Consider the following 22,167-nt stretch of genomic DNA (forward strand, 5'->3'; position numbering starts at 1 on the left):
ACAGGATGAGCGTAGAGCGGAAGATCGAGATCTTATACCCCCTCTTATGTGCAAAGTGAGCACGTAAGTGTCCGAGAAGTTCCATTTTGCTTCCGATGTTCCATTAAGTGGAACATATGATGAGTGGCCCCGACGGCCGGGATATGCCGGCCACGAGCACGTACTGCGTAGCCGCACTAAGGTATGGGCGGTATTTGTTTTTGCGAAGCAACGCCAAGCCAAGAATGAACACTTTGCAAGGCACGGCACCACGAGAGGAGCTCTTCCACGGTCCGTGGAGATTGACGACCCTGGCCAATTGGGCAGTACGCTGAGGTCGCCGCGCCGCCCGCGCATCAAGGCTGTGGAGCAGGATGCCATCGGCAGTGCTGCTGTCTTCGACCACCCATTGTGGGAGATCTTGGACCCGCAGTCTGACCTACGTGCCTGCTACGACCGCCATAAATATCTTGTCAGGACGACTGACGAGGGACTGCGGGGTGGTCCGCTGGTCTCTATGCTCAAGCCCGGGGCTGAACCGAACTTGGATGCGATAGCTATTCTCTGTGCACGACTCCGTCTCGCGAAGCATTTAAGGGATGACATCGCCGCTTTTCAAGCGGGGTGCGATATCACCAGAGCACTCTGCTTTCTAAGTTTGTCGAAAGAGTTCGGAGGATCAATCCAAGATCTGACCGAGGTGGTCGTGAGGACATGCCTAGCCGGCTTGTCCCACGGTTCGGTGCGCTTTAAGTCCAACTTGGAAAGCTATTCCGCATTCTTCGAAGTTCTGGCGCTAATGCGAGTGAAGGTCAATTCTGCTACGGGCCGCTATCCCTTTAGTTCGGCGCCGGAGCACAGCTGGAGCATGTGGGTTGAGCTTTACGCTTGGCTGATAGATCTTTTCAGCACGCCCGAAGGCGGCAGTCAGGAGGAAGTTGAAGTGGCCGTGGAGGCCGCGTTGCGTACCCCTTGGTCGAAAACGCTCGGGCGCGCGCTAAGTCCTTTTGATCGCACGTCTGGTCGCCGATAACACGTATGAGTTTGATTTGGACGCAAAACTTTTCGACGCTTGCTAGTCTTCGGAGTTCCCTGATACGTCGAGGCCGTCAGAGGTCAAAGCGTTAAAACTAAAGCTGCCACAGGCGGCCGCTGTTGGTTCCAGCAGGATCTGGGAACTTTGCACCGTAACTACTAACGAAGGTAAGCCGTAGTCTGCGAACGGCAAAATTCCTCGAGCTACACGCGCCAGCACTTGGCGAGAGTTCGCCGTGCCAGCTCTCGGATCGACCTCGTCCCAGGCTAGCCGAAATGATCTCTGAGCTAGCACGCAGTTGGAGATGAAGGATCTGGTGGGACGGATGCTCAGCCGTGCATTTAGACAGGGCGGAGTGGGGCCAAGCACCAGAAGAGTTCATGCTATTCTAGTCCCATGACTACTCGTCACTACCACTTGGTAAGCTATCGAATATCGGAGTGATCGCAACGATCACGCCCCTGTAGCTCAATTGGTAGAGCAGCGGATTTATATCCCGTCAGCGCCAGATAAGCGGCAAGTGCCGGTTCGAGCCCGGCCAGGGGCACCATTGTGTTGTGGAGTACGACATTGATGGCCATACAGGTTGTTAGTGTCCTAGCACCAGCATTGCTCGCTTCCTGAGCGCGAGACTCAAGTTTGGCAGCAATTTTTCCCGCCTCATCTTCGCAAGATGAGAAATGCATAGGCTACGGACGCTGCTACTAGCTCCGTAAAAGATAGAGAACGAACCACCCCCATTCTTCTGTGAAGACACTCTAAAGTTTGCGAATGATCAGCCGATGCTAAAGCCTTCTGAAAGAGAAGCTGATCAAGATGCGATACGACTATGAGCGAGAGTACGCTGCGGCATATGATCGAACCAGATCTTTTAAGTTGCATGCCCCAGCTCTTTGTCAAAGGTCGCCCCGCCAGTTCTCAGACCGACACTGCCCTAGACTTGGCGGTCTTATATCTGAGCTCGTGAGCGAGCTGCAGCCCAAGGATCTGGTAGGTCAGTGTTTCGCGGTGCATCTAGCCGCCGCTCCTTTGATCGAGAAAGAATTTGGCTTGTCCGCTGTACCTACTCTGGGTTGGATTAGCTTGTCTAACGAAGAGCTTTTTCACACAGACGAGCAAGATCTTGCGCGCTACATGATTGAAGGCATCCCCAGCAGGCGGATGAACCTGCATTGCTGGTTGACGCTGTCGTCTTTTGAGATAGTTGACATCACAATTGCTACATCCTTCGCAATCGTCAACGGTACGGATGAAGGACTGGGCGGTGTGTTGGCAAAGCACTGGAGCGCAATAGCAGGTGGCGTCCAGTATCACCCCCAACTAGTCGGTGAGGAGTATCTTGAGCGCACGGGGATGCTGCTGAATATTCCGATCCATTAGCTCGCTGGCCAACAATGACGTTGAGTTCCGCGAGTACTTCCTATGAGCAAACGGATCGCTAGGACGGGAGCTATTCGTAGTTATTGATTCTGTCGGAAGCTATTGAAGGATGCGGTTCGTCAAGGTTTGTGCCTCGTTTGGCAGTCCTTCTGATACCAGATTTACGAGCTCGACTGATCCGGTAATCCCCCACTTTTAGCGGTCGCCAGAAGTGGAGCTATGCAGCCAACGCCAACTTCTGCATTGGCGTGATGCCGCCGAGCGCCATGCTGGGGCGCTCGTGGTTGTACGTCCATAACCAGCGTGTGGCCTTGTCCTGCACCTGCTCGATGGTGTCGAACAACGTTGTGGCCAGCCAGGCGTAGCGGGCGGTGCGGTTGTAGCGTTCGACGTAGGCATTCTGCTGCGGCTTGCCCGGCTGGATGTGCTCGATCCGGATCCTGCGCTGCTGTGCCCAGGCCAGCAGCGCGCCACTGATGTACTCCGGGCCGTTGTCACAGCGAATCACGCGCGGCTTGCCACGCCACTGGATGATCTGATCCAACGAGCGGATCACCCGGGCCGATGGCAGCGACAAGTCGACCTCGATGCCCAGACCTTCACGGTTGAAGTCGTCGAGCACGTTGAGCAACCGGAAGCTGCGACCATCGGCCAGCTGGTCATGCATGAAGTCCATCGACCAGACCTGGTTGATCGTCTCTGGCACCGTCAATGGCTCTGGCCGCTCGCGCACCAGCCGCTTCTTCGGCTTGATCCGCAGGTTCAACTCCAGCTTCCGATAGATGCGGTACACCCGTTTGTGGTTCCAGCCAAACCCCTTCACGTTGCGCAGGTGCAGGTAGCACAAGCCGAACCCCCAATCGCGGTAGGCCGTGGTCAGTCTCACAAGCCAATCAGCAATCCGGGCGTTCTCCTCGCTGGCCTTGGGCCGATAGCGAAAGCAGGTCTCGCTCAGCGCAAAGGTCCGGCAGGCATGCCCGATGTTCGTGCGGCCATCTTCCACTGCCCAGCGGGCCATCTCCCGGCGTTGAGATGGCCTCACCATTTTTTTGCCATCGCCTCCTTCAACAGGTCGGCGCTCAGCTGGCATCGGCGTACATCTTCTTGAGTCGCCGGTTCTCGTCCTGCAGCTCCTTGAGCTGGGACATCAGCGACGCATCCATGCCGCCGAACTTGCTGCGCCACTTGTAGAACGTGGCCGAGCTGATGCCGTGCTCGCGGCATAGCTCCGGCACGGGTGTGCCGGCTTCGGCCTGCTTGAGCACGGCGATGATCTGACTGTCGGTGAAGCGGGATGTCTTCATGAAACCTCCTCAGGAAAGCGTACGAGAAAATTCCACTTCTGGTGCCAGCTAATCTGCGGGGGGATTACCGGGGCACATCCTCGCGGTATCCAGCGTACTTGGAGTGTTCTCTGCGCCCAGCTTTGGAATCTACAGTGCATCGAAGTTTGCCGTGGAAGGGATGTTCGAGGCACTTAACAATGAGGCCGCACTATTCGGAGCTCATGTGACGCTGGTCGAGCCCGCAGGCTACGCCACCGACTTCAACAAGCCTTCGTCGGCGAAAATCTCCGCATCGAATCCCGCATATCAGCCGGTGCGCGACGCGCTTGCAGCGGCATTTGAGGGCTACGTGATGGGACGCCCTGAAGCGACCGCAGACGCCATCCTGCGCGTTGTAGATAGTCCAGATCCGCCTCTTCGTATCGCACTCGGCGGCGGGGCAGTCGATGAACTCAAGGCCGTCTACACCAGTCGAATTGCGTCATGGGACGAATGGCGGGAAGTCTCTGTGGCTGCTCAGGGAACTTGAGCCCATCACACCAAGCTTCAGATCAACGGCAACACTGACCAAAAACAAGCAAGGACCCAATCATGAACAATGCTGATCGCCTTTCCATTGTCCGAGAATCAAAGGGCTACTGGCGCGTTGTCATCAACAACCCGCCGCTAAACCTTTTCGATCCGAAAATGTTTGCGGAATTCAACGTTCTGATGGACAACATGGAAAAGGACCCTGACCTCAAGGTGGTCGTCTTTGAAAGCGGCGACGAGGACTTCTTCATGAATCATCATGACGTGGAGAACCGCACGACTGTGCCTGACCAGCCCGGCGCCATGCCCTTCTTTGGCAATTGGCCAACGTTCGTGACTCGCCTTGCGAAATCCTCAGTCATCAGCATAGCGAAGGTGCGCGGACGCGCCCGGGCCCAAGGTTTCGAGTTCGCATTGGCCTGCGATACACGTTTTGCATCCAGAGAGCGGGCCAAGTTCGCGCTGATCGAGGTGGGAGGATCATCAATACCAGGCGGTGGCGGCGTGGAATGGCTGTCCGCCCTAGTCGGACGCTTGCGCACGCTTGAGATTGTCTGCAGTTCCGAAGACTTTAGCGCCGATCTTGGCGAGAAGTATGGCTTCATCAACCGCTCAATCCCCGACGCCGAGCTCGACGGCTTCGTCGACGCATTGGCTCGTCGCATGTCACGTTTTGAGAAGCGGGCTCTTGAGACGGGAAAGAAGATGGTCAACGACCGTGCCGGGACACCGTCAGAAGGAACGCTCTGGACCTCCAACCATATCCTTCAGGGCGTAGATCTCTGGCCGGAGGCCCAGAACGCCTTTGGAAAGATGCTGGAATCTGGCCTCGGCAAGGTGGGCGACTTCGAGCTGAACTTCGCGGATCGGCTTGGGGACCTTCCTGTCGCCTGAGCGCATCCGAACACAGCGTCGCAGGCCAAGCCTGCGACCAGTTCCAATAACGGATGAGGCCTACCATGAGTGCTTACATCGTTTATGTCAGGGATCGCATCATTGATGCGAACGAATTCAAGCAGTACCAAGATGCCGCGCCGGCCGCCGCAGTCGGTCACCCTGCGGTACCACTGGCCTTCTACGGAGCTGTCGAGACATTGGAAGGCCCGCCGGTTGACGGTGCGGTCATCGTTCAGTTCGAAAGTCGGGAAGCAGCAAGAGCGGCTTATGACGACCCCCGCTATCAGGCCGCTTTGAAGCATAGGCTCAAGGGAGCGGAGTACCGCGTCTTCATTGTGGATGGTCTGCCTGCGTAGAAGCAGCAATTCGCCGACTTCAACACCAGCTTGTCCGATGGCCCTCTTTCGGTGCAGATGTCCGCTTTCGGCCAAGTGCGGACATCCGTACCCGCTGTCAATCGCCATTGAGCCGTCGTCCGCCGCAAGATTGTCCGCGACGCTCGGCTGCCGGTGGCGATTCAGCGGCTGCATAGCTGGGCACGTATTCAAGTACTCCAATCTAACTGGCCCTATGACGCCCTGGAGGAGACTGCACCACATAGCGAAGTAGTGAGACACCTCCCGTGATTGGAAATCCGATCGAAATCGCCTGTCGATAGCATCAGTAAACTTGTTGGGAACATTGCCACGAACCGGGCTTCAGCTCGCTCATCCCTAGTCGGCCCGGCAGCGTCGCCGATGTGGACCATGGCTCCCCTTGCGGGATCTTTTGTTAAGTAGTGATGGAACGTTCGCACTCTTAGCGCGTGGGACTGATCGGACATGATGTCTGCAACCCGCTTGATGCGGAAGGGATTCAACGAGTACTTGCTGAATCCCTCTTCCAATGGTTTACCAGCGTCCGAAACCAGGATGTAATGGCCATTCGGGCTTTTGGCGGCGCCCCTCCCTGCGTCAAAAAATGGCTCAAGGCCGAGGTTGTCGTAGACTCCGCCGTCATAGAGGTGAATTGCATTCGAGGTTGGGGACACCCTTACGGTTTCGTGCTCAGAACCATCCCAAGTCGCGCGGCGCCGCCACTCGAATCGCTCGGCACGCAGCCGTAGCGGGCCAAACCCCCCTGGGAATGCGGCCGACACAGCCATCGCATTCGCCAAGGGAAAATTTCCGGTGGGCGCGTAACCCGTTAGGTAATCCCCGAGGTCAGCGCGCTTGAATCTGAAGCGCCTACCGTTCTCGGCGTTTGTTCCGTTTATTGACCAGTCTGGGTACTCTGGCAGGTCAGCCAACTTGTGGTGAATCGCCCAGCGTCTGCGAAGCGCTGAGGCCAGCAGGTTGGAGCGGCTGAGCAGAAAACGAAAATTCGTTGGCCTGAGGAGCTCGCGGAATGCATCCCATTGGAGACTGCGCGACGTCAGGTCATCACGGATTGCCGGGTAGACCTCAGTCAGGAAATTCTCCGAACTCGGCCACTGCATCCCGGATCGGTGGAGAACCAGCCCCGTAACTAGGCTTCCTCCTGAGACGCTTGATATGCGCGACACAGACTCCAGGCAGCCGGCCTCGGCGAGCGCCCTCATAACGCCCATATGGAAGGCCATAGCTCGAACGCCGCCGCCGGAGAGCACCAAATCGATCGGACGGGACGTCAAGGCTGTACCTCGGCTTGAACGACACCTATCTCATTGCTGCCTACAATCACCTGGACAACCGGCAGCCCCTCTTCGTTCATACCCACTGCCAACTGAGCAAGCTGGATTAGGTCATCTCGACTTGGAGCTGCAGGATAGCCGTCGGGGTGGCTATGCCACTCTCCTACGTATCCCACGATGCCCGCGGTCCGATTTCGAGCATCCTCGACAAGGTCTAGTAGCCCGTCCGTTCCACGCTCGAAGGATGTCGGCGTACCCCTGCTATCTCGTGGCGCCGGTAGTGCGTCTACGATTACCACAAGATTCTGGGTGAAATCGTGGTATCCGAGGAGGATACCTCCGGTTTCGTTGGGCAGCGCTTGGCGGCGAAGCACACGAAGACGATCGTGGAGACCCTCGTCCATGTAGACGTCCAGACCGCCCTCTGTCTTGTGTACGCGTCGTTCGAATAGCTCCAGGGAGATGGCATCTGTACTCCCGCCGGGTTCTCGCTGCCAGATGACTGCGATGGCAGCGTCTGACCTGATGTGTGTCGGAATGCTCTCTGCAAACTGACATGCATGGATCATAACGCTCGAGTATGGGAGGACCATCGACAGATCACGACAAGATGCTCCGCTCCAAAAAAGGCCGCGGTGGCCATCGAGGTGCGTTCTGCCCCATTCAGAGCGAATGATGGCGCGGTAGTACTGCGCCTCAATCGTTCGCAGACACCTAGTCTTGGCGATGTCTTCCAACATCATGACGCCTGACCTGCCATTCGGGGTCACGAAGACACTCACGTGCCGGGTCCTACCTTCATTGGCAGAGCTCGCCCTGGGGTAGCTGAGGTCCGCGGTGGCGTCTACCACCAAGTCGGACGCTCTCAGAGCACGCGCCACTTCAGGGTTAGCACTGGACATCACATCGGCCTCCACCCCGGTCAACATGGAAGCACCCCGAGTTATGCCCTCTACGAGCCGTGACACAGCCAAGACCTTGGGTTGGCCAATCTGAAAGTTGAGTGCCGAGTGGCGAGCCAGATTGTGTGGACGGATGTGGTCCTTATCGATCACTGTCCACGTCCCCCATCCAGATCTTATCCAAAGCTCCAGCAGGGCACTCCCCAGGGAGCCGGCACCCACCACGGTTCCCTTCGGCCCAGAATCGGGGTGGCCAGACTGTGAGCGCGCTCGATCCGCAGTGTTCTCCCACAGAACCGTTACAGGATCCAAGCCGATGGCCTCCCAATCGTGCGCCTGCTCCTCTTGAAGGATCCCCACCGAGGTATAGAACCGACCCTCCAGCTCAAAGAGCGCACCCAGCTTTGCCCCCACCTTCAGGGTTCCACCATGAAGGAAGAAGGCGCGGTAGCTAACACCCTCGACATGACCCGTTGAAGCCCGTCTCAGCGGGATAGAGAGCAGCACTAGCACACTTGCCGGCTCGTCTTTCTGGGTCAGCCCTTGCTGGGGAAAATCATGCTGCATTGCGGACCGCAGAGGATCGAGGAGGTTGGCCCCTCTGCGGGCCATGAGGTTGTTCAACTCACCCAACGTGTGCGGGTCCCATTCAACCTCGCCGCTTTCAACCGGCTCAAGATCAATCTTGACCAACTTGGCAAGCACACCTTGGCCAGTGTCCACCTGGTTGGCAATGCGCATAGTAGTGCCATTGTCCGCGCGCCGAACTCCGCTGACATGAAGAGGCTTACCTCCAGAAACCAGATCGGCGATATCCCACGGTATAACCAGTTCGTGCTTGGACTCGAAGAAGAGGGTGTCCAGGGGCTGATCTGCCAAATGCAGCTCTCCCTTGGCGTTCTTCTCTAACCACCACAGGATGCGTGCCAAGAAGGAATGAGCCGTCCATGTCCTCGCAACCACGCTCATCGGCTCGTAGTACAGGCACAGCTGCGCGGGGCCAAGTGCTGAGACGCTGTTCTGATGCGCAAGTCTTGGGAAATCCTTCCGCATCGCCCAGGCGGCCGTCGCGATGCTGTCATCCTGCGGAACCACGATGAGCATCCTTTCCCTGAAGCGGAGCCCATACTTGTTGTGCGTCGGGACACCATGGCACTCAACGTCCACCATGATGTATACGCAGCTTAATTCCTCATCCGTCCGAGCTCGCATCACATCAATTAGCCCGATATCCCGGTTCGCATTGATCGCGGAGATCATCGCGTGTGTACGCGATGATGCGTGCGAGCGATCTTCGAGCTTAACGAGGTCGAGTTGGAAATACTCCGGGCTCATGCGCCCGCCCGGGAAGGGCGCGAGGCGACAATGGCTACCGAGCCGAGTGAGGCCGCGGACTTCTCCCAGGTGACCCCGGCAGCAGCAACGTTGAAGACAATTGGTTGAGGCTTGTAGCCGTTCGGCTCTTCCATCGTGACCAGGAATGACCGGCCGTTGACCTTCTTCAAATACTTCTCATAGGTCTTCCTAGCCTGGATATGTGGCGGCTGAACTTGTTCGTACGCCTCCTTGGTATCCGGTACCGGCAAGCTGCAACTGACGACGTATGAGTCAGGCTTGCCCATCATCAGCAGCTCAGCGACCTTCTCACAGGGCGTCGTCTCGTCATCTCCCTTTTCGTCACTGAGCGCCCGGTAGCTGCAGTGATGAGGGATGTTGAACAGATCCCAGGCAAGGCGATCGTCGTTCTTGTGGTACTTGGTAATGTCCACGATCTTCTCCAGATCGCAGTACTCGGCATCACCAACTTCCAAGTAGTCGAAGGTGAGTCCGTCGGCCTGCAGCCTGACGTTGAACACCAATGCTGCAGAGTTGCGAATGATGTCTCCATCGTCGCAATGCTCAATGAAGGGCGAATGGCAGAAGAACTCAACGTTGTCCTGCGCCAAGGTGAAGCCAGGCACCAGAGTGCCTGCGTCAACAAACAGATGGTCCCGTGCAGACAAGGCCTCTCCGCGATCCTTCAGCCTCGGCTCAAGCCAATCGGCGAGGGCCTGCGGCTTGGAAAAGACAAGGATGCCCTTGCCCTCCAGAAGACGGTGCCGCGCCTCTTGCCTCAGAAGAACGAACTCTTCGGATTGCTGATCCTGAGTAGCCTCCTCCAGCAGCATCGCGGCAGGCACCCAGAGTTCGTCGATCTTGATTCGACCTTCTCCGTGGTACCGCTTGGCATGCTCCAGCCAGAAGAAGTCGGTGCTTCCCTGAATGTGGTCGTTGTCAGCGTGAGTGAAGGCAACAACATCAAAGCTGTCCCTGTCGGCTTCCTCAAGGTCCTTCTTAAGAGTCGCCTTCAGGTCGATCTCGGGGGTCGACTCATCTTCGGCGCATTCCTTATGCCGGAAATCGAAGAGAACGCGTTTCCCGTTGTCCAGAATGATCTGGGTCGTGTCCCCGTTGCCTACCGGGTAAAAAATCACTTGATGCTTTGTAGCCATAGCGAAGTCCCCCTGAAAGTTGATCCATCAATCGCAGACTGCTACCACGCGGTCTCGCAGAATGAGACTCCGTAGGGCAGCACACTCTGTTCAGCCAGTGGCTGATCTTGTGATGGGCATCGCACTTTTCAAGGGTGGACCGTCGCTTGATCAGGCGATGGGAGCCAAATAATGGCTTAACCTATTGATGTTAAAGAAATTGTCCTGAAAATCGGTGAGAAATAAAAAATCAGGACAATCACTTTTAAATCAATCGTTTAGGTTGATTTGAGCCGACGGATCCGATGACCTAACTCAGCTGACCTCGGACGGGATTGTACAAACTATGCCGGTCTCATCCGGCAAGACCACTTCCTTCAAATATTGGATTAATAAAGAGAAAGTTGGAATTTGCACAGCCTATGCCGGTTGAGACCGGCATACTTTGTGCAGATCGAAGCGCTCGATGCACCGACTATGCCGATCATTGGTGCACAGGCTATGCCGTTCTCCCCACTCTGCAAGTCGTCGTCGTCGCTGCGAGCGGTAGCGCGGGGTGGTGCCGCGCGTGATCTATGTCGAATCCACAGCTGCCATCACTGCTTCCTATAAAGCCGCCTGCGCGGTTGCCTCGTTCCGATGCCTGAGGCTAGATACCAGCCCGTCCGCACGAATCGCACGCATGCCAACCACCACCCGCCGGGAGTTGTTCAAGGTGCTTGCCGCAGGCGCCGTGGTCGCGCCGCTGTCGCCGAGCGCCCTGGTGGGCGACGCGAACGTGGCCTGCGCACGCACGCCGCAGTGGGCGCGCGGCATCGAAGGCCAGCGCAAGGCGGATCTGGGCAACGGCACCTACCTCAATCCCATCGCGGCCGGCGATCACCCCGACCCCACCATCCTCAAGGATGGCGACGACTACTACATGACGTTTTCGTCGTTCCTTTCCTATCCGGGCATCGTGCTCTGGCATTCCACCGACCTGGTCAACTGGATACCGATCGGCCCGGCGCTGCGCCAACAGCTGGGCACGATCTGGGCGCTGGACCTGTGCAAGCACGCTGGCCGCTACTACATCTATATCCCGGCCAATCCGGACGACAAGGGCTGGTCGATCTTCGTGATCTGGGCCGACGACATCCGCGGGCCCTGGAGCGCGCCGATCGACCTGAAGATCGCCGGCTGCATCGACCCCGGTCATGTGGTGGGCGAAGACGGCAAGCGCTATCTGTTCGTCAACGGCATCCGCAAGATCCGCCTGCGCGACGACGGTCTGGCTACCGACGGGCAGGTGGAACCGGCGTACGCACCATGGCGCTATCCCGACGACTGGATCGTGGAGAACTTCGCCCCCGAAGGCCCCAAGCTGACCTGGCACAACGGCTGGCTGTATCTGGTCACCGCGGTCGGCGGCACCGCCGGGCCGGTGACCGGGCATATGGTCATCGCCGCGCGCTCGCGCTCGGTGCACGGGCCATGGGAACACTGCCCGCGCAATCCGCTGGTGCGCACCCAGTCCGAACAGGAGCCGTGGTGGTCGCGCGGACATGCTTCGCTGGTGCAGGGGCCGCGTGGCGACTGGTGGATGGTCTACCACGCTTACGAAAACGGCTTCCGCACGCTGGGCCGGCAGACGCTGCTGGAGCCGATCGAATGGACCGCCGATGGCTGGTTTCGCGCCATTGGCGGCGATCTGTCCAAGCCATTGCGCACGCCTGCACGCGCAGACTCCACGGGCAACGCTGCGCTCAGCGGCTTTGCCTTGTCGGATGATTTTTCGACCGACAAGTTCGGCACCCAATGGAGCCTGCATGCACCCAAGCCCGGCGAGCAGGCGCGGGTGCAACGGGCGAATCGGTCGCTCATGCTGGCCTGTTCCGGCAGCTCGCCGGCCGACAGCTCGCCACTGACCTGTGGCGTGCCCGATCGCAGCTACGTCGCCGAGGTCACGCTGGAGCTCACCGGCAATGCCGAGGGCGGCCTATTGCTGTTCTACAACCACAAGGCCTTCGTCGGCATCGGCGTTACGCCCGACACCATCAAGACCTACGAGTACTCCGAAGAACTGGTGTGGGCACGCGCGCCCAATACGCACCGACGTATCCGCCTGCGTCTGAGCAACGATGCGCACGTGGTGACCTTCGAATATTCGTTCGACGATGGTCGGCAGTGGATCCGCCACCCCACGCGTATGGAAATGTCCGGCTTTCACCACAACGTGTTCGGTGGATTTTTAAGCCTGCAGCTCGGCATCTACGCCGCGCAGCAAGGCGCGGTGGTGTTGCGTGATTTCAGTTATCGCGCGCTGCACTGAGCGCGTTCTGCATTGCGCAGTAGTGCTGGCAAACGGCGGGGTCCGGGGGGACCCCGCCATCAGACGTGGAGTGGCTAACAAAACATAGCGAGCAGTGGCCAGGTGGGTGCGGACGGCGCGCTCAGAACCGCAGTGTACGAGTAGTGCATGCCGATTCCGAGCACCGGCCGTGACCGCCTGGCCGCTGCTCAGTGGTTTTGATCGCCGCTCTTAGCCGCAGCAATAGCAGACGTTGCCCTGTCCCAAATCGCCGCCGAACTCCGGACACTCCGCCTTGCAGGCCCATGCACTACACGATTCGGTTTTCGGCTGTGCGTTATCGACTGCCATCACCTGGAATGCACCGAAACCGGTACTGGCCAGAAACGTTGCCGCCATCAACGCACTCCGCAAAGTCACCCAACGCTTCTTCATGCATTACTCCTTCACCGTTGCAAAAGCCGCTGGCGCGTCCATGCGGCGCAATGCGGCAACCAGGTCCTGCACCCGCTCCGTGGTATCGAACACGCCAAGACGGGAATGGCGCACGCGCCCCTGCCCATCGATGGCCATCAGCAGCGGCACGTTGCGCGCACGGAACAACATCAGCGTGCGACGATCGGTCAACGTGACCACCGGAAAATCGAAGCCGTGCACATGCGCATAGCGCGCGGCCTGCGCCGCATCGCACTGGCACACACCGAGCAACTGCGGCCGGCCCGGCAGGTTGGCCTGTAACTGCCGCGCGGCACGCAGCACGGTCGGTGCGGAGCGCTGGCAATACGGACACGTGGTCGTGAAAAAGAACAGTACCTGCGCCTGGCCCCGCGGCGCCCCCAGCAGGTGACGCCTGCCATCGGCATCGGTCACCTCGATGCGCGGCACGTACATGCCGTCATACGGCGTGCTGACCCGCGTCTGTAGCCACTGCTGTTGCGCACGCAGTTGCTTGTTCTGCCATGCCAGCGCTGCAATCAATGCACACGCCACCAGCAAGCCGATCCAGAGCCAGGGAACACGTCTCGTCATGCCATCTCCGCAAAGCGTCCTGGGAGTCCGAGACTTGCCCGGGCATCAGCTGATGGTCAATGGTGATATCGACAACTGGGATGGCGCGCGGTACACGGGTGTGGAGGCGATCACGCCAGGACGCTTGGGCTTGCTAGAAATGCGGCTGGGTGTGTGCCGCGTTTGCGCAGCGTGGGTATAGCGTGTCGATCGTCATTGCGCTCTGCGGATGGATGTATGCGTTGTCGATGTGCGAGTCGGCGCGCACGTGCGTCACTCGGGAAGACGCACGAACAGCAGGTTGAGATCGCGCATCGGCACGAAGTTGGTTTGCTTGAACTGGAAGGTGAGCGGATCGATCTTTTTCAGCGCGCCCTCGAAGCACAGGCTGAGCATGTCGCTCGCCGCCTGCTTGCGGATGGTCAGCTGAAAGTCCTTGATCGGGCCGTTCCAGTTCTTGCCGGTGGTCAGCACATAGCGCAGGTTGGCCCAGCCTAGGCCGTGCTCACCTTCGCGGCGTTGCATGCTGGTCCTGGTCGCGGGCTCAATACAGGTGTCTTTCGCATACGACTCCAGCAGGAATGCGCTGCTCTGCGGCACGCCGGTGGACACGCTGGGCGCGTAGGCATGCCGGATCTGCACGCTGCGTCGCGCGGGAAACAGTTGCTGCCAGACGAAATACTCGCTGAGTGTGAAGCGTGGCTGCTGGTCGGAGTCGATCCAGCGCGCGGGCAATGGCTTGCGTCCCTTTGGCGCGGTGCCCGATTCGGTGAACGTCGCAACATCGTGCGCACTCCAGCCGCTCGCTGCGAACGCCTTGGAGATGTCGCTGCCATCGTCCAGCAGCACGACGAGTTTGCGCGTGGGGGCGATCGGTTTGCCGTCCACCCACAGTTTGAAATCGGTCAGCTCGCTGTGGTCGGCCATGCCGAAGTACATCGGCGGCATCGGGAAGGCGATCGGCACAGTCAACGCACGCTCGCTGTTGTTGGTGAACACATAGTCCACCTGCACGCGCTCTTCGCTGAGCAGCAAGGCTTCCTTGTCCATGCTGATATCGGGCTGATGCAACAGGCGGATGGTGCCGTTGTCGTCGCCGAAGCTGCTGTCGTTGGCCTGCGCACTGCCGCAGCCGAGCACAGCCAGCACAAGGGCCAGCACAAGCGGGCTGCGCGAGAAAGAAAACGTGTGCATGGATCCCCTGGAGACCGGCACGCACCGACGCGCCGCAGGCGTACAGCATGCCATGCGCCTGAAAGTGCTGGCAGAGCGAGCGCATGCGCAGCATCGGGGGCTGGCGTCTACCAGGGCGAGGACCTGGCACCGTGCCAGTGGCGGTGTACGGCGCGCATCGCACGCTGCGATGCAGCGCACTGCATGGCAGACGCAATGCACGCATCGGCCGGAACTGGCGCTGTGGTCATAAGGTAGATTGCGCCTCCCCATGCCGAACCCGCACGCGCAATGCCTTCCCATCTTCCCCTGCTGGCTGCGGCCGCATGCCTGTTGCTGTCATGTCAAACCGCGTTTGCTGCCGCGCCGGATCACCCTGAAGGTGGGGGCCTTGTCCCCAGCTGCACGGCCGATGCCTACAGCTGCCCGCCCTGGATGCCGTCGCAGCGTGAGATGCGCACGGTCATCGCCGATTGCTTCTGCGATGCCGCAGACCGCGGCATGATCAGGCCAAAGGTAAGCCGCGTCGTGCGTGCGGAGACCTCGCAGGTGACCTGCGCTGCACTTGGTCAGGAACCGGGGTCCAATTTCGTGTGCGGAGGCGAGATGCAGTTCATCGACCCGGACGGCCGTGTCGATTTCATCACCTTCAGCCCGACCATGCATCGCCAGGACGATGGGCGCTACGCCCTCTACGAAGGCAGCGACGAACACGACAACGAGGTGTGGCACGTGCCAGCGCCGCAAAGCACGTCGAAGGTCTGCACCGGCCGGTCTTTGCGCTGATTGCAGTCGGCGGATGCACCGAAAAAATGTGGTGACTGATGGCCGCAGCAGTGTGTCAGCCGCGCTCAGTCTTCTTCCGGTGGCGGCAGCACGATGCCGTCGGCATCGATGGCAAGCTTGCCGGCCATCAGCACCGCCTGGGTGCGGTTGGTGACGCCGAGCTTGCGCAGGATCGCGGTGACATGCGCCTTGATGGTGGCTTCGGACACGCCGAAGTCGTAGGCGATCTGCTTGTTGAGGCGCCCGGCGCCGAGCATTTGCAGCACGCGGAATTGTTGCGGGGTGAGATCGCGCAGGCGCTGGCCCACTTCGCGTTCTTCGCTGCAGGTGGGCGGCAGGTTCTGCGCTTCGGCCGGGATCCAGCGCTCGCCATCGAGCACCGTGGCCAACGCGCGCCCGATGGTGTCCGAGTCTGCGGATTTGGGAATGAAACCGAACGCGCCGTGATCGATGGCGCGACGCATCACGGTGGGCTCCTCGCGTGCGGACACCACCACCACCGGCAACTGCGGATGCAGCGAACGCATGTGCACCAACGCACTGAATCCCTGCGCGCCCGGCATGTTGAGATCCATCAACAACAGATCGGCATCCGGTTGCGCATCGGCCAGGGTGTACAACGCATCCACCGTGTCGGCCTCGAACAACAGCACCCCCGGCATCACACGTTGCACCGCCCCGCGCAAGGCCTCACGGAACAGGGGATGGTCGTCGGCGATCAGCAGGGTGGTCATTGAGGGGCCGGGAATCGGGAGTGGGGAGTGGGGAATCGCAAAAGCAGAAGCGAAAGGCAGCAAAAGCAAGTAAAGAAGGAGCAACGAGCAATGGATGTCAGTGTGGCGAGCTTTAAAAATCAAAAAAATCCGAAGTGGAGAGAGACGAGCGGGGAGCCGCTTTTACAAAAACCCCACCCCGACTATCGACTCTCCACTCCTTAGGGAACCGCTCTGCCGATTCCCCATTCCCAACTCCCCATTCCCAACGCGCGTCAGCGCGTCAGCCGTTCGCTCACCAACGAATCCACCACCGACGGATCGGCTAGGGTCGAGGTATCGCCGAGTTGGTACGGTGCGTTCTCGGCGATCTTGCGCAGGATGCGGCGCATGATCTTGCCCGAGCGGGTCTTGGGCAGGCCCGGTGCCCATTGCAGGTGATCCGGCGAGGCGATCGGGCCGATCTCCTTGCGCACCCAAGTGATCAACTCCTTGTGCAGTTCTTCGCTCGGGGTCTGCCCGGCGATCAAGGTGACATAGGCATAGATGCCCTGGCCCTTGACGTCGTGCGGGAAGCCGACCACCGCCGCTTCGGCGACCTTCGGATGCGAGACCAGTGCGCTTTCCACTTCGGCGGTGCCGATGCGATGGCCGGACACGTTGATCACATCGTCCACGCGGCCGGTGATCCAGTAATAGCCATCGGCATCGCGGCGGCAGCCGTCGCCGGTGAAGTAGCTGCCCGGATAGGTGCGGAAGTAGGTGTCGATGAAGCGCTGATGGTCGCCATAGACCGAGCGCATCTGGCCCGGCCACGAATCCAGCAGCACCAGATTGCCTTCGGTGGCGCCTTCCAGAATCTTGCCTTCGGCATCCACCAGCGCCGGCTGCACGCCGAAGAACGGCAGGGTGGCCGAGCCCGGCTTGAGATCGACCGCGCCGGCCAGCGGCGAGATCAGGATGCCGCCGGTTTCGGTCTGCCACCAGGTGTCCACGATCGGGCAACGGCTGTCGCCGACCACCTCGTAGTACCAGCGCCAGGCTTCCGGGTTGATCGGCTCGCCGACGCTGCCGAGCAGACGCAGGCTCTTGCGCGAGGTCTTCTTCACCGGCTCCTCGCCATCGCGCATCAGTGCGCGGATCGCGGTGGGCGCGGTATAGAAGATGCTGACCTTGTGCTTGTCGATCACCTCCCAGAAGCGCGAGACGTTCGGGTAGTTGGGTACGCCTTCAAACATCACTGCGGTGGCGCCGTTGGCGAGCGGGCCGTAGACGATGTAGCTGTGGCCGGTGACCCAGCCCACGTCGGCGGTGCACCAGTAGATGTCGTCCTCGCGCAGATCGAACACCACCTCGTGCGTGTAGCTGGCAAACAGCAGGTAGCCGGCGGTGGTATGCAGCACGCCCTTGGGCTTGCCGGTGGAACCGGAGGTGTAGAGGATGAACAACGGGTCTTCTGCGTTCATGCGCTCGGGTTCGCACTCGGCCGGCTGGCCGTCGACCACATCATGGAACCAGCGATCGCGCGGTGCCTGCATCTCGACCGCACCACCGGTGTGTCGCACCACCAGCACCGTTTCCACGGTGTTGGTGCCGGGCAGTTTCAGTGCGGCATCGACATTGGCCTTGAGCGGAATCTTCTTGCCGCCGCGCAGGCCTTCATCGGCGGTGATGATCAGCTTGCTCTGGCAATCGATCACGCGGTCGGCGATCGAGTTGGCGGCAAACCCGCCGAACACCACCGAGTGCACCGCACCGATGCGCGCGCAGGCGAGCATGGCCACGGCCGCATCGGGAATCATCGGCATGTAGATGGTGACGCGGTCGCCCTTGTTGACGCCGAGATTGCGTAGCGCATTGCCGAGCTTGCATACACGCTCGTACAACTGGCGATAGGTGACCGGATAGGATTCGGCGTCGGGGCTGTCGGGTTCGAACAACAGCGCGGTCTTGTCGCCGCGCGTGGCCAGCTGGCGATCCAGGCAGTTGACGCTGGCATTGAGCTCGCCATCGCCGAACCAGCGAATATGGAAGTCGTCCAGCGCGTAGCTGACGTCCTTTACCTGGGTGGGTTGCTTGAACCACTCCAGCCGCTGTGCGGCCTTGCCCCAGAACTGCTCGGGGTGTTCGATCGATTCGCGGTACAGCGTTGCGTACTGCTCGCGCGTAATGCGCGCATCGGCGGCGAACGCGGGATCGACGGGATAAACATCAGCCATGGCACCCTCACTTGCGATGAACTTGTCGGAAGAGAGCGCGACAGCCGCCCTCGGTAGACAATCAGTGTGCCGTATCCATTCTGTCCCGGCGTTCAACCGGGCCTTAGACCTTGGTCTTAACCGCCAGAGCGCGTTATCCCAAATCCGTTCCCGGTTCTAGTGCGACGATCGGTCACCTTGTGGAATGCTGCGTTGCAGCTACGACCAAAGGCGAATAGGCTCGCAAGTGCGGACTGCCTCACGCTCCGCACAGCATCGCCATCAAGTGCGAGGCCTTCATTGGGGAGAGGGGTCTATGAAACACCGTACTGCACCATTGGTGCGCCATCCGTTGGCGGCTGCGTTGTTTGTGGCGAGCATTCTGCCGGGCGTTGCGTTTGCGCAAACCGCCAAGGAAAAGGCACTGGAAACGCGCATTGCCGAGCTCGAGCGTCAGGTACAACTGCTGGTCTCTGCGCAGCAGCAACAGCAGGGCCAGATTACCCAGACCCAGACGCAGGTGACCGAGGTGCGCACCTTGCAGGCGCAGACGCCGGCCGCACCTGTCGTGCCTGCCGGCAAGAAGCCGATCCAGCTGAGCAGCATCACGCCGAACGCGTTGCCGGGGACAACGTTTCGTTTTGGCGGTTTCATCAAGGCCGACTTCATGACCACCCGCACCAGCGACGGCGCGTTGCCCGAAGGCGCGGTGGGGCGGTACCTGTATATCCCGACGCAGACCCCGGTCGGCGGCCAGGCCTCCAGCACCGACACCGACTTCCATGCCAAGTTCTCGCGCTTCAATCTGGGCGTGGACACCGTCACCGATAACGGCGACAAGCTCACCGGCTTCATCGAACTGGATTTCTTCGGCAACGCGCTGGCCAACCAGGTCAACAATCTGTACGGCGGCACCTTGCGGCACGCCTACATGAGCTGGAACAACTGGCTGGCCGGCCAGACCTGGTCCAACTTCATCGATTCCACGATCCTGCCCGAGGCCGCCGACATCGTCGGGCCGACCGACGGTGCGCTGTTCAGCCGTCAGACCCAGATTCGCTACACCCGCGGTGCCTTCAGCGTGTCGGCAGAAAATCCCGAGACGCTGACCACGCCCTACCAGGGTGGCAACACCATCCTGGCCTCGGACCATGGCGCGATGCCGGACCTGACCGCGCGCTACAACTGGAAGGGCACCTGGGGCACGTTCGGGCTGTCGGCGATCGCGCGCCAGTACCGCACGCGCAGCGCGCTGACCAACGACACCGACTTCGGCGGCGCCATCGCCGGCGGCGGGCGCTGGATCATCAACTCCAACAACGACCTGCGCTATCAGCTCAGCTACGGCGAAGGCCTTGGCCGCTATCTGGGTCTGGGCAACGGCTCGGACGTGGAAATCGACATGGACGGCAACATCCAGACCGTCAGCACCGTGGCTGGTTGGGTGGCGTGGCGCCACGACTACAACGCCAAGCTGCGCAGCACCATCATGTATTCGCGCGTGGATTACGACCACGACATCGCCAATACCGGCGGGCTGGCGAGCAAGTCGCAGCAGAGCATCCGCGCCAACGTCTTCTATTCGCCGCTGCCCAAGGTCGATGTGGGTGCAGAGCTGATGTACGGCCGCCGCGAAGCTGAAAACGGCGATTCCGGCGACATCTCGCGCCTGCAGTTCACCACCAAGTACAGCTTCTAAGATTCACCCCGCCGGTGGCCCGCCACGCAAGTGGGCGGGCCGTGCCGCCCGCACTCCAGGAGACAGACCATGACCGTCTCGAATGAAGCACTGATCGCCAAGATCGATGCCAATCCGAAGTACCACGCGCTCAAACGCCAACGCAACACGCTGGGCTGGACGCTGACCGTGCTGATGTTGCTCGCCTATTACGGCTACATCGGCCTGATCGCCTTCGACAAGGAATTCCTCGCCAAGCCGATCGGCGCCGGGGTGACCTCGATCGGCATTCCGATCGCGATCGGGGTGATGGTGTTCACCATCATCATCACCGCCATCTACGTGCGTCGTGCCAACAACACCTACGACCAGCTGACCGCGCAGATCCTCGAGGAAGCCCGCAAATGAGCAAGACTTCGCGCCTTCTCCTGATTCTGGCCGGTCTGCTGCCGGCAGGCCTCGCGCTGGCCGCCGGTGGCGACATGGGCCAGGTCGACAAGCAGCCCACCAACTGGGTGGCGATCGGCATGTTCGGCTTCTTCGTGCTGGGCACCTTGTGGATCACCAAGTGGGCGGCGGCCAAGACCAAATCGGCTTCTGACTTCTACACCGCCGGCGGTGGCATCACCGGCTTCCAGAACGGGCTGGCGATCGCCGGCGACTTCATGTCGGCGGCCTCGTTCCTGGGCATCACCGCGGCGGTAATGGCCAATGGCTACGACGGCCTGATCTATGCGATCGGCTTTCTGGTCGGTTGGCCGATCCTGACCTTCCTGATGGCCGAACGGCTACGCAACCTCGGCAAGTACACCTTTGCCGACGTGGCCGGCTACCGCTTCGCGCCGACCGCCATCCGCAGCTTTGCCGCTTCCGGCACATTGGTGGTGGTGCTGTTCTATCTGATCGCACAGATGGTGGGCGCCGGTGCATTGATCAAGCTGCTGTTCGGCCTGGACTACTGGGTCGCGGTGACCCTGGTCGGCGTGCTGATGATGATCTATGTGCTGTTCGGCGGCATGACCGCCACGACGTGGGTGCAGATCATCAAGGCGGTGCTGCTGCTGACCGGCGTGACCTTCATGGCCGTGGCGATCATGTGGCACTTCAACTTCAGCTTCGAGGCGCTGTTTGCCGAGGGCGTGCGGGTGAAGACCGCGATCGCGGCCAACGGCGGTGCATCGCCCGAGGACGCGGCCAAGGCCGGCCTGTCGATCATGGGGCCGGGTGGCTTTGTGAAGGACCCGATCTCGGCGATCTCGTTCGGCATGGCGCTGATGTTCGGCACCGCCGGCCTGCCGCACATCCTGATGCGCTTCTTCACCGTTCCCGATGCCAAGCAGGCACGCAAGTCGGTGCTGTGGGCCACTACCTGGATCGGCTACTTCTACATCCTGATCTTCATCATCGGCTTCGGTGCGATCGCGCTGGTGCTGACCAACCCGCAGTTCGCCGATGTCGCCACCGGCACCATCCACGGCGGCAAGGGTGCGGCCAACATGGCGGCGGTGCTGGTCGGCAACGCGGTGGGGGGCAACGTGTTCATGGGCTTCATCTCGGCGGTGGCCTTCGCCACCATCCTGGCGGTGGTCGCAGGCCTGACCCTGTCCGGTGCCTCGGCGGTGTCGCATGACCTGTATGCCACGGTGATCAAGAAGGGCAACCCGGCGCCGGGTTCGGAGCTGAAGGTCTCGCGCGCCACCACCCTGGTGCTGGGCGTGATCGCGGTGCTGCTGGGCATCGTGTTCGAGAAGCAGAACGTGGCCTTCATGGTGTCGCTGGCATTCGCCATCGCCGCCTCGGCCAACTTCCCGGTGCTGATCCTGTCCTTGTTGTGGAAGAACTGCACCACCCGCGGTGCGGTGGTCGGTGGCTTCCTGGGCCTGATCTCCTCGCTGGTGCTGACGGTGCTGTCGCCGTCGGTGTGGGTGGACACGCTGGGCAATGCAGCCGGCTCGGCGCCGTTCCCGTACACCTCGCCGGCGCTGTTCTCGATGACGATCGGTTTTGTCGGCATCTGGCTGTTCTCGATCCTGGATCACAGCCCGCAGGCCGCCAACGAACGTGCCGCGTTCAAGGCGCAGCAGATCCGTGCCGAAACCGGCCTGGGTGCCAGCGGCGCGTCGGGTCACTGACGCACCGACCCAGCGCTGGACGTATCGCAGAACGCCGGCCTTGTGCCGGCGTTCTG

The 22,167-nt window shown here is 60.5% G+C and carries 18 protein-coding genes, 1 tRNA gene, 1 other RNA gene and 1 pseudogene; 11 read left to right on the plus strand and 10 right to left on the minus strand.

Annotation, left to right across the window (positions count from 1 at the left end):
* Positions 1 to 67 precede the first annotated feature (67 nt).
* From NYR97_RS09495 to NYR97_RS09505, 3 genes are all read left to right on the plus strand, one after another.
* Positions 68 to 1,012, plus strand: a complete 945-nt coding sequence (locus tag NYR97_RS09495) for a hypothetical protein (protein WP_316697688.1) — start codon at positions 68 to 70, stop codon at positions 1,010 to 1,012.
* A 460-nt stretch (positions 1,013 to 1,472) separates the two neighbouring features.
* Positions 1,473 to 1,565, plus strand: a tRNA-Ile gene (locus tag NYR97_RS09500).
* Between the two features lie 413 nt (positions 1,566 to 1,978).
* Positions 1,979 to 2,395, plus strand: coding sequence for a hypothetical protein (locus NYR97_RS09505; protein ID WP_316697689.1), 417 nt, complete (start codon positions 1,979 to 1,981; stop codon positions 2,393 to 2,395).
* A 217-nt stretch (positions 2,396 to 2,612) separates the two neighbouring features.
* On the opposite strand, the pseudogene NYR97_RS09510 reads toward NYR97_RS09505, so the two are convergent.
* Positions 2,613 to 3,699: pseudogene (locus tag NYR97_RS09510) on the minus strand (IS3 family transposase).
* Between the two features lie 76 nt (positions 3,700 to 3,775).
* Here NYR97_RS09510 and NYR97_RS09515 point away from each other — a divergent pair.
* The 3 genes from NYR97_RS09515 to NYR97_RS09525 all read left to right on the plus strand — a co-directional run bounded on the left by NYR97_RS09515 (position 3,776) and on the right by NYR97_RS09525 (position 5,465).
* Positions 3,776 to 4,210 (plus strand): SDR family NAD(P)-dependent oxidoreductase, encoded by a 435-nt coding sequence (locus NYR97_RS09515; RefSeq protein ID WP_425613069.1) that lies wholly within the window; start codon positions 3,776 to 3,778, stop codon positions 4,208 to 4,210.
* Between the two features lie 62 nt (positions 4,211 to 4,272).
* Positions 4,273 to 5,106 carry an enoyl-CoA hydratase/isomerase family protein gene (locus NYR97_RS09520; protein ID WP_316697691.1) on the plus strand — a complete coding sequence of 278 codons (834 nt, stop codon included), beginning with the start codon at positions 4,273 to 4,275 and terminating at the stop codon, positions 5,104 to 5,106.
* A 65-nt stretch (positions 5,107 to 5,171) separates the two neighbouring features.
* Positions 5,172 to 5,465, plus strand: a complete 294-nt coding sequence (locus NYR97_RS09525) for a DUF1330 domain-containing protein (RefSeq protein ID WP_316697692.1) — start codon at positions 5,172 to 5,174, stop codon at positions 5,463 to 5,465.
* A 212-nt stretch (positions 5,466 to 5,677) separates the two neighbouring features.
* On the opposite strand, the gene NYR97_RS22435 is transcribed toward NYR97_RS09525, so the two are convergent.
* Genes NYR97_RS22435 through mblB form a run of 3 tightly spaced genes read right to left on the minus strand, consistent with a single transcriptional unit; the run spans position 5,678 to position 10,154 of the window.
* Positions 5,678 to 6,736, minus strand: a complete 1,059-nt coding sequence (locus tag NYR97_RS22435; RefSeq protein WP_425613070.1) for a patatin-like phospholipase family protein — start codon at positions 6,734 to 6,736, stop codon at positions 5,678 to 5,680.
* 20 nt (positions 6,737 to 6,756) lie between these two features.
* Positions 6,757 to 8,997, minus strand: coding sequence for an anti-phage 6A-MBL system cap2_3 protein (gene cap2-3, locus NYR97_RS09530; RefSeq protein ID WP_316697693.1), 2,241 nt, complete (start codon positions 8,995 to 8,997; stop codon positions 6,757 to 6,759).
* Positions 8,994 to 10,154 (minus strand): anti-phage 6A-MBL system MBL-fold protein, encoded by a 1,161-nt coding sequence (gene mblB / locus NYR97_RS09535; protein WP_316697694.1) that lies wholly within the window; start codon positions 10,152 to 10,154, stop codon positions 8,994 to 8,996. The genes cap2-3 and mblB overlap by 4 nt, the downstream gene beginning before the upstream one ends.
* A gap of 661 nt (positions 10,155 to 10,815) precedes the next feature.
* On the opposite strand from mblB, the gene NYR97_RS09540 reads away from it, so the two are divergent.
* Positions 10,816 to 12,444 carry a family 43 glycosylhydrolase gene (locus NYR97_RS09540; RefSeq protein ID WP_316697695.1) on the plus strand — a complete coding sequence of 543 codons (1,629 nt, stop codon included), beginning with the start codon at positions 10,816 to 10,818 and terminating at the stop codon, positions 12,442 to 12,444.
* Between the two features lie 72 nt (positions 12,445 to 12,516).
* On the opposite strand, the gene NYR97_RS09545 is transcribed toward NYR97_RS09540, so the two are convergent.
* The 4 genes from NYR97_RS09545 to NYR97_RS09560 all read right to left on the minus strand — a co-directional run bounded on the left by NYR97_RS09545 (position 12,517) and on the right by NYR97_RS09560 (position 14,625).
* Positions 12,517 to 12,593, minus strand: a non-coding RNA gene (locus tag NYR97_RS09545) — sX9 sRNA.
* 61 nt (positions 12,594 to 12,654) lie between these two features.
* Positions 12,655 to 12,858, minus strand: coding sequence for a hypothetical protein (locus NYR97_RS09550; RefSeq protein WP_023905662.1), 204 nt, complete (start codon positions 12,856 to 12,858; stop codon positions 12,655 to 12,657).
* Positions 12,859 to 12,861: 3 nt separating this feature from the next.
* On the minus strand, positions 12,862 to 13,425 hold the full coding sequence (locus NYR97_RS09555; protein WP_316698141.1) for a peroxiredoxin family protein: 564 nt from the start codon (positions 13,423 to 13,425) through the stop codon (positions 12,862 to 12,864).
* Positions 13,426 to 13,704: 279 nt separating this feature from the next.
* The gene (locus NYR97_RS09560; RefSeq protein ID WP_316697697.1) at positions 13,705 to 14,625 is read right to left on the minus strand and encodes a DUF4424 domain-containing protein; all 921 of its coding nucleotides are present in this window, start codon (positions 14,623 to 14,625) and stop codon (positions 13,705 to 13,707) included.
* Positions 14,626 to 15,210: 585 nt separating this feature from the next.
* Here NYR97_RS09560 and NYR97_RS09565 point away from each other — a divergent pair.
* Positions 15,211 to 15,390 (plus strand): hypothetical protein, encoded by a 180-nt coding sequence (locus tag NYR97_RS09565; RefSeq protein WP_316697698.1) that lies wholly within the window; start codon positions 15,211 to 15,213, stop codon positions 15,388 to 15,390.
* A gap of 65 nt (positions 15,391 to 15,455) precedes the next feature.
* Here NYR97_RS09565 and NYR97_RS09570 read toward each other — a convergent pair whose 3' ends face one another.
* Together NYR97_RS09570 and acs are read right to left on the minus strand one after the other, a co-directional pair.
* Positions 15,456 to 16,124, minus strand: a complete 669-nt coding sequence (locus tag NYR97_RS09570; RefSeq protein WP_006451671.1) for a response regulator transcription factor — start codon at positions 16,122 to 16,124, stop codon at positions 15,456 to 15,458.
* Between the two features lie 254 nt (positions 16,125 to 16,378).
* The gene (gene acs / locus NYR97_RS09575) at positions 16,379 to 18,322 is read right to left on the minus strand and encodes an acetate--CoA ligase (RefSeq protein WP_316697700.1); all 1,944 of its coding nucleotides are present in this window, start codon (positions 18,320 to 18,322) and stop codon (positions 16,379 to 16,381) included.
* A gap of 295 nt (positions 18,323 to 18,617) precedes the next feature.
* Between acs and NYR97_RS09580 the strand changes: the two genes are divergently transcribed.
* The 3 genes from NYR97_RS09580 to NYR97_RS09590 all read left to right on the plus strand — a co-directional run bounded on the left by NYR97_RS09580 (position 18,618) and on the right by NYR97_RS09590 (position 22,111).
* Entirely contained in the window at positions 18,618 to 20,000 is a 1,383-nt protein-coding gene (locus NYR97_RS09580) for a DcaP family trimeric outer membrane transporter (RefSeq protein WP_316697701.1), read from the plus strand.
* A 69-nt stretch (positions 20,001 to 20,069) separates the two neighbouring features.
* Complete coding sequence (locus NYR97_RS09585) at positions 20,070 to 20,387, plus strand: DUF485 domain-containing protein (protein ID WP_006451668.1); 318 nt, start codon at positions 20,070 to 20,072, stop codon at positions 20,385 to 20,387.
* On the plus strand, positions 20,384 to 22,111 hold the full coding sequence (locus NYR97_RS09590; protein ID WP_316697703.1) for a cation acetate symporter: 1,728 nt from the start codon (positions 20,384 to 20,386) through the stop codon (positions 22,109 to 22,111). Before NYR97_RS09585 ends, NYR97_RS09590 begins: the two co-directional genes overlap by 4 nt.
* Positions 22,112 to 22,167: the final 56 nt, after the last annotated feature.

Origin of the sequence: Xanthomonas hydrangeae (assembly GCF_032697525.1) — a bacterium.
GTDB lineage: Bacteria > Pseudomonadota > Gammaproteobacteria > Xanthomonadales > Xanthomonadaceae > Xanthomonas > Xanthomonas hydrangeae.

Bases quoted from the DNA above. Each gene is read 5' to 3' on its own strand.
- NYR97_RS09585 (WP_006451668.1), top strand. From the start codon at position 20,070: ATGACCGTCTCGAATGAAGCACTGATCGCCAAGATCGATGCCAATCCG.
- NYR97_RS09580 (WP_316697701.1), top strand. From the start codon at position 18,618: ATGAAACACCGTACTGCACCATTGGTGCGCCATCCGTTGGCGGCTGCG.
- NYR97_RS09550 (WP_023905662.1), bottom strand. From the start codon at position 12,858: ATGAAGAAGCGTTGGGTGACTTTGCGGAGTGCGTTGATGGCGGCAACG.
- NYR97_RS09570 (WP_006451671.1), bottom strand. From the start codon at position 16,124: ATGACCACCCTGCTGATCGCCGACGACCATCCCCTGTTCCGTGAGGCC.
- acs (WP_316697700.1), bottom strand. From the start codon at position 18,322: ATGGCTGATGTTTATCCCGTCGATCCCGCGTTCGCCGCCGATGCGCGC.
- NYR97_RS09560 (WP_316697697.1), bottom strand. From the start codon at position 14,625: ATGCACACGTTTTCTTTCTCGCGCAGCCCGCTTGTGCTGGCCCTTGTG.
- NYR97_RS09525 (WP_316697692.1), top strand. From the start codon at position 5,172: ATGAGTGCTTACATCGTTTATGTCAGGGATCGCATCATTGATGCGAAC.
- NYR97_RS09590 (WP_316697703.1), top strand. From the start codon at position 20,384: ATGAGCAAGACTTCGCGCCTTCTCCTGATTCTGGCCGGTCTGCTGCCG.
- NYR97_RS09565 (WP_316697698.1), top strand. From the start codon at position 15,211: ATGCAGTTCATCGACCCGGACGGCCGTGTCGATTTCATCACCTTCAGC.
- NYR97_RS09540 (WP_316697695.1), top strand. From the start codon at position 10,816: ATGCCAACCACCACCCGCCGGGAGTTGTTCAAGGTGCTTGCCGCAGGC.
- NYR97_RS09520 (WP_316697691.1), top strand. From the start codon at position 4,273: ATGAACAATGCTGATCGCCTTTCCATTGTCCGAGAATCAAAGGGCTAC.
- cap2-3 (WP_316697693.1), bottom strand. From the start codon at position 8,997: ATGAGCCCGGAGTATTTCCAACTCGACCTCGTTAAGCTCGAAGATCGC.
- mblB (WP_316697694.1), bottom strand. From the start codon at position 10,154: ATGGCTACAAAGCATCAAGTGATTTTTTACCCGGTAGGCAACGGGGAC.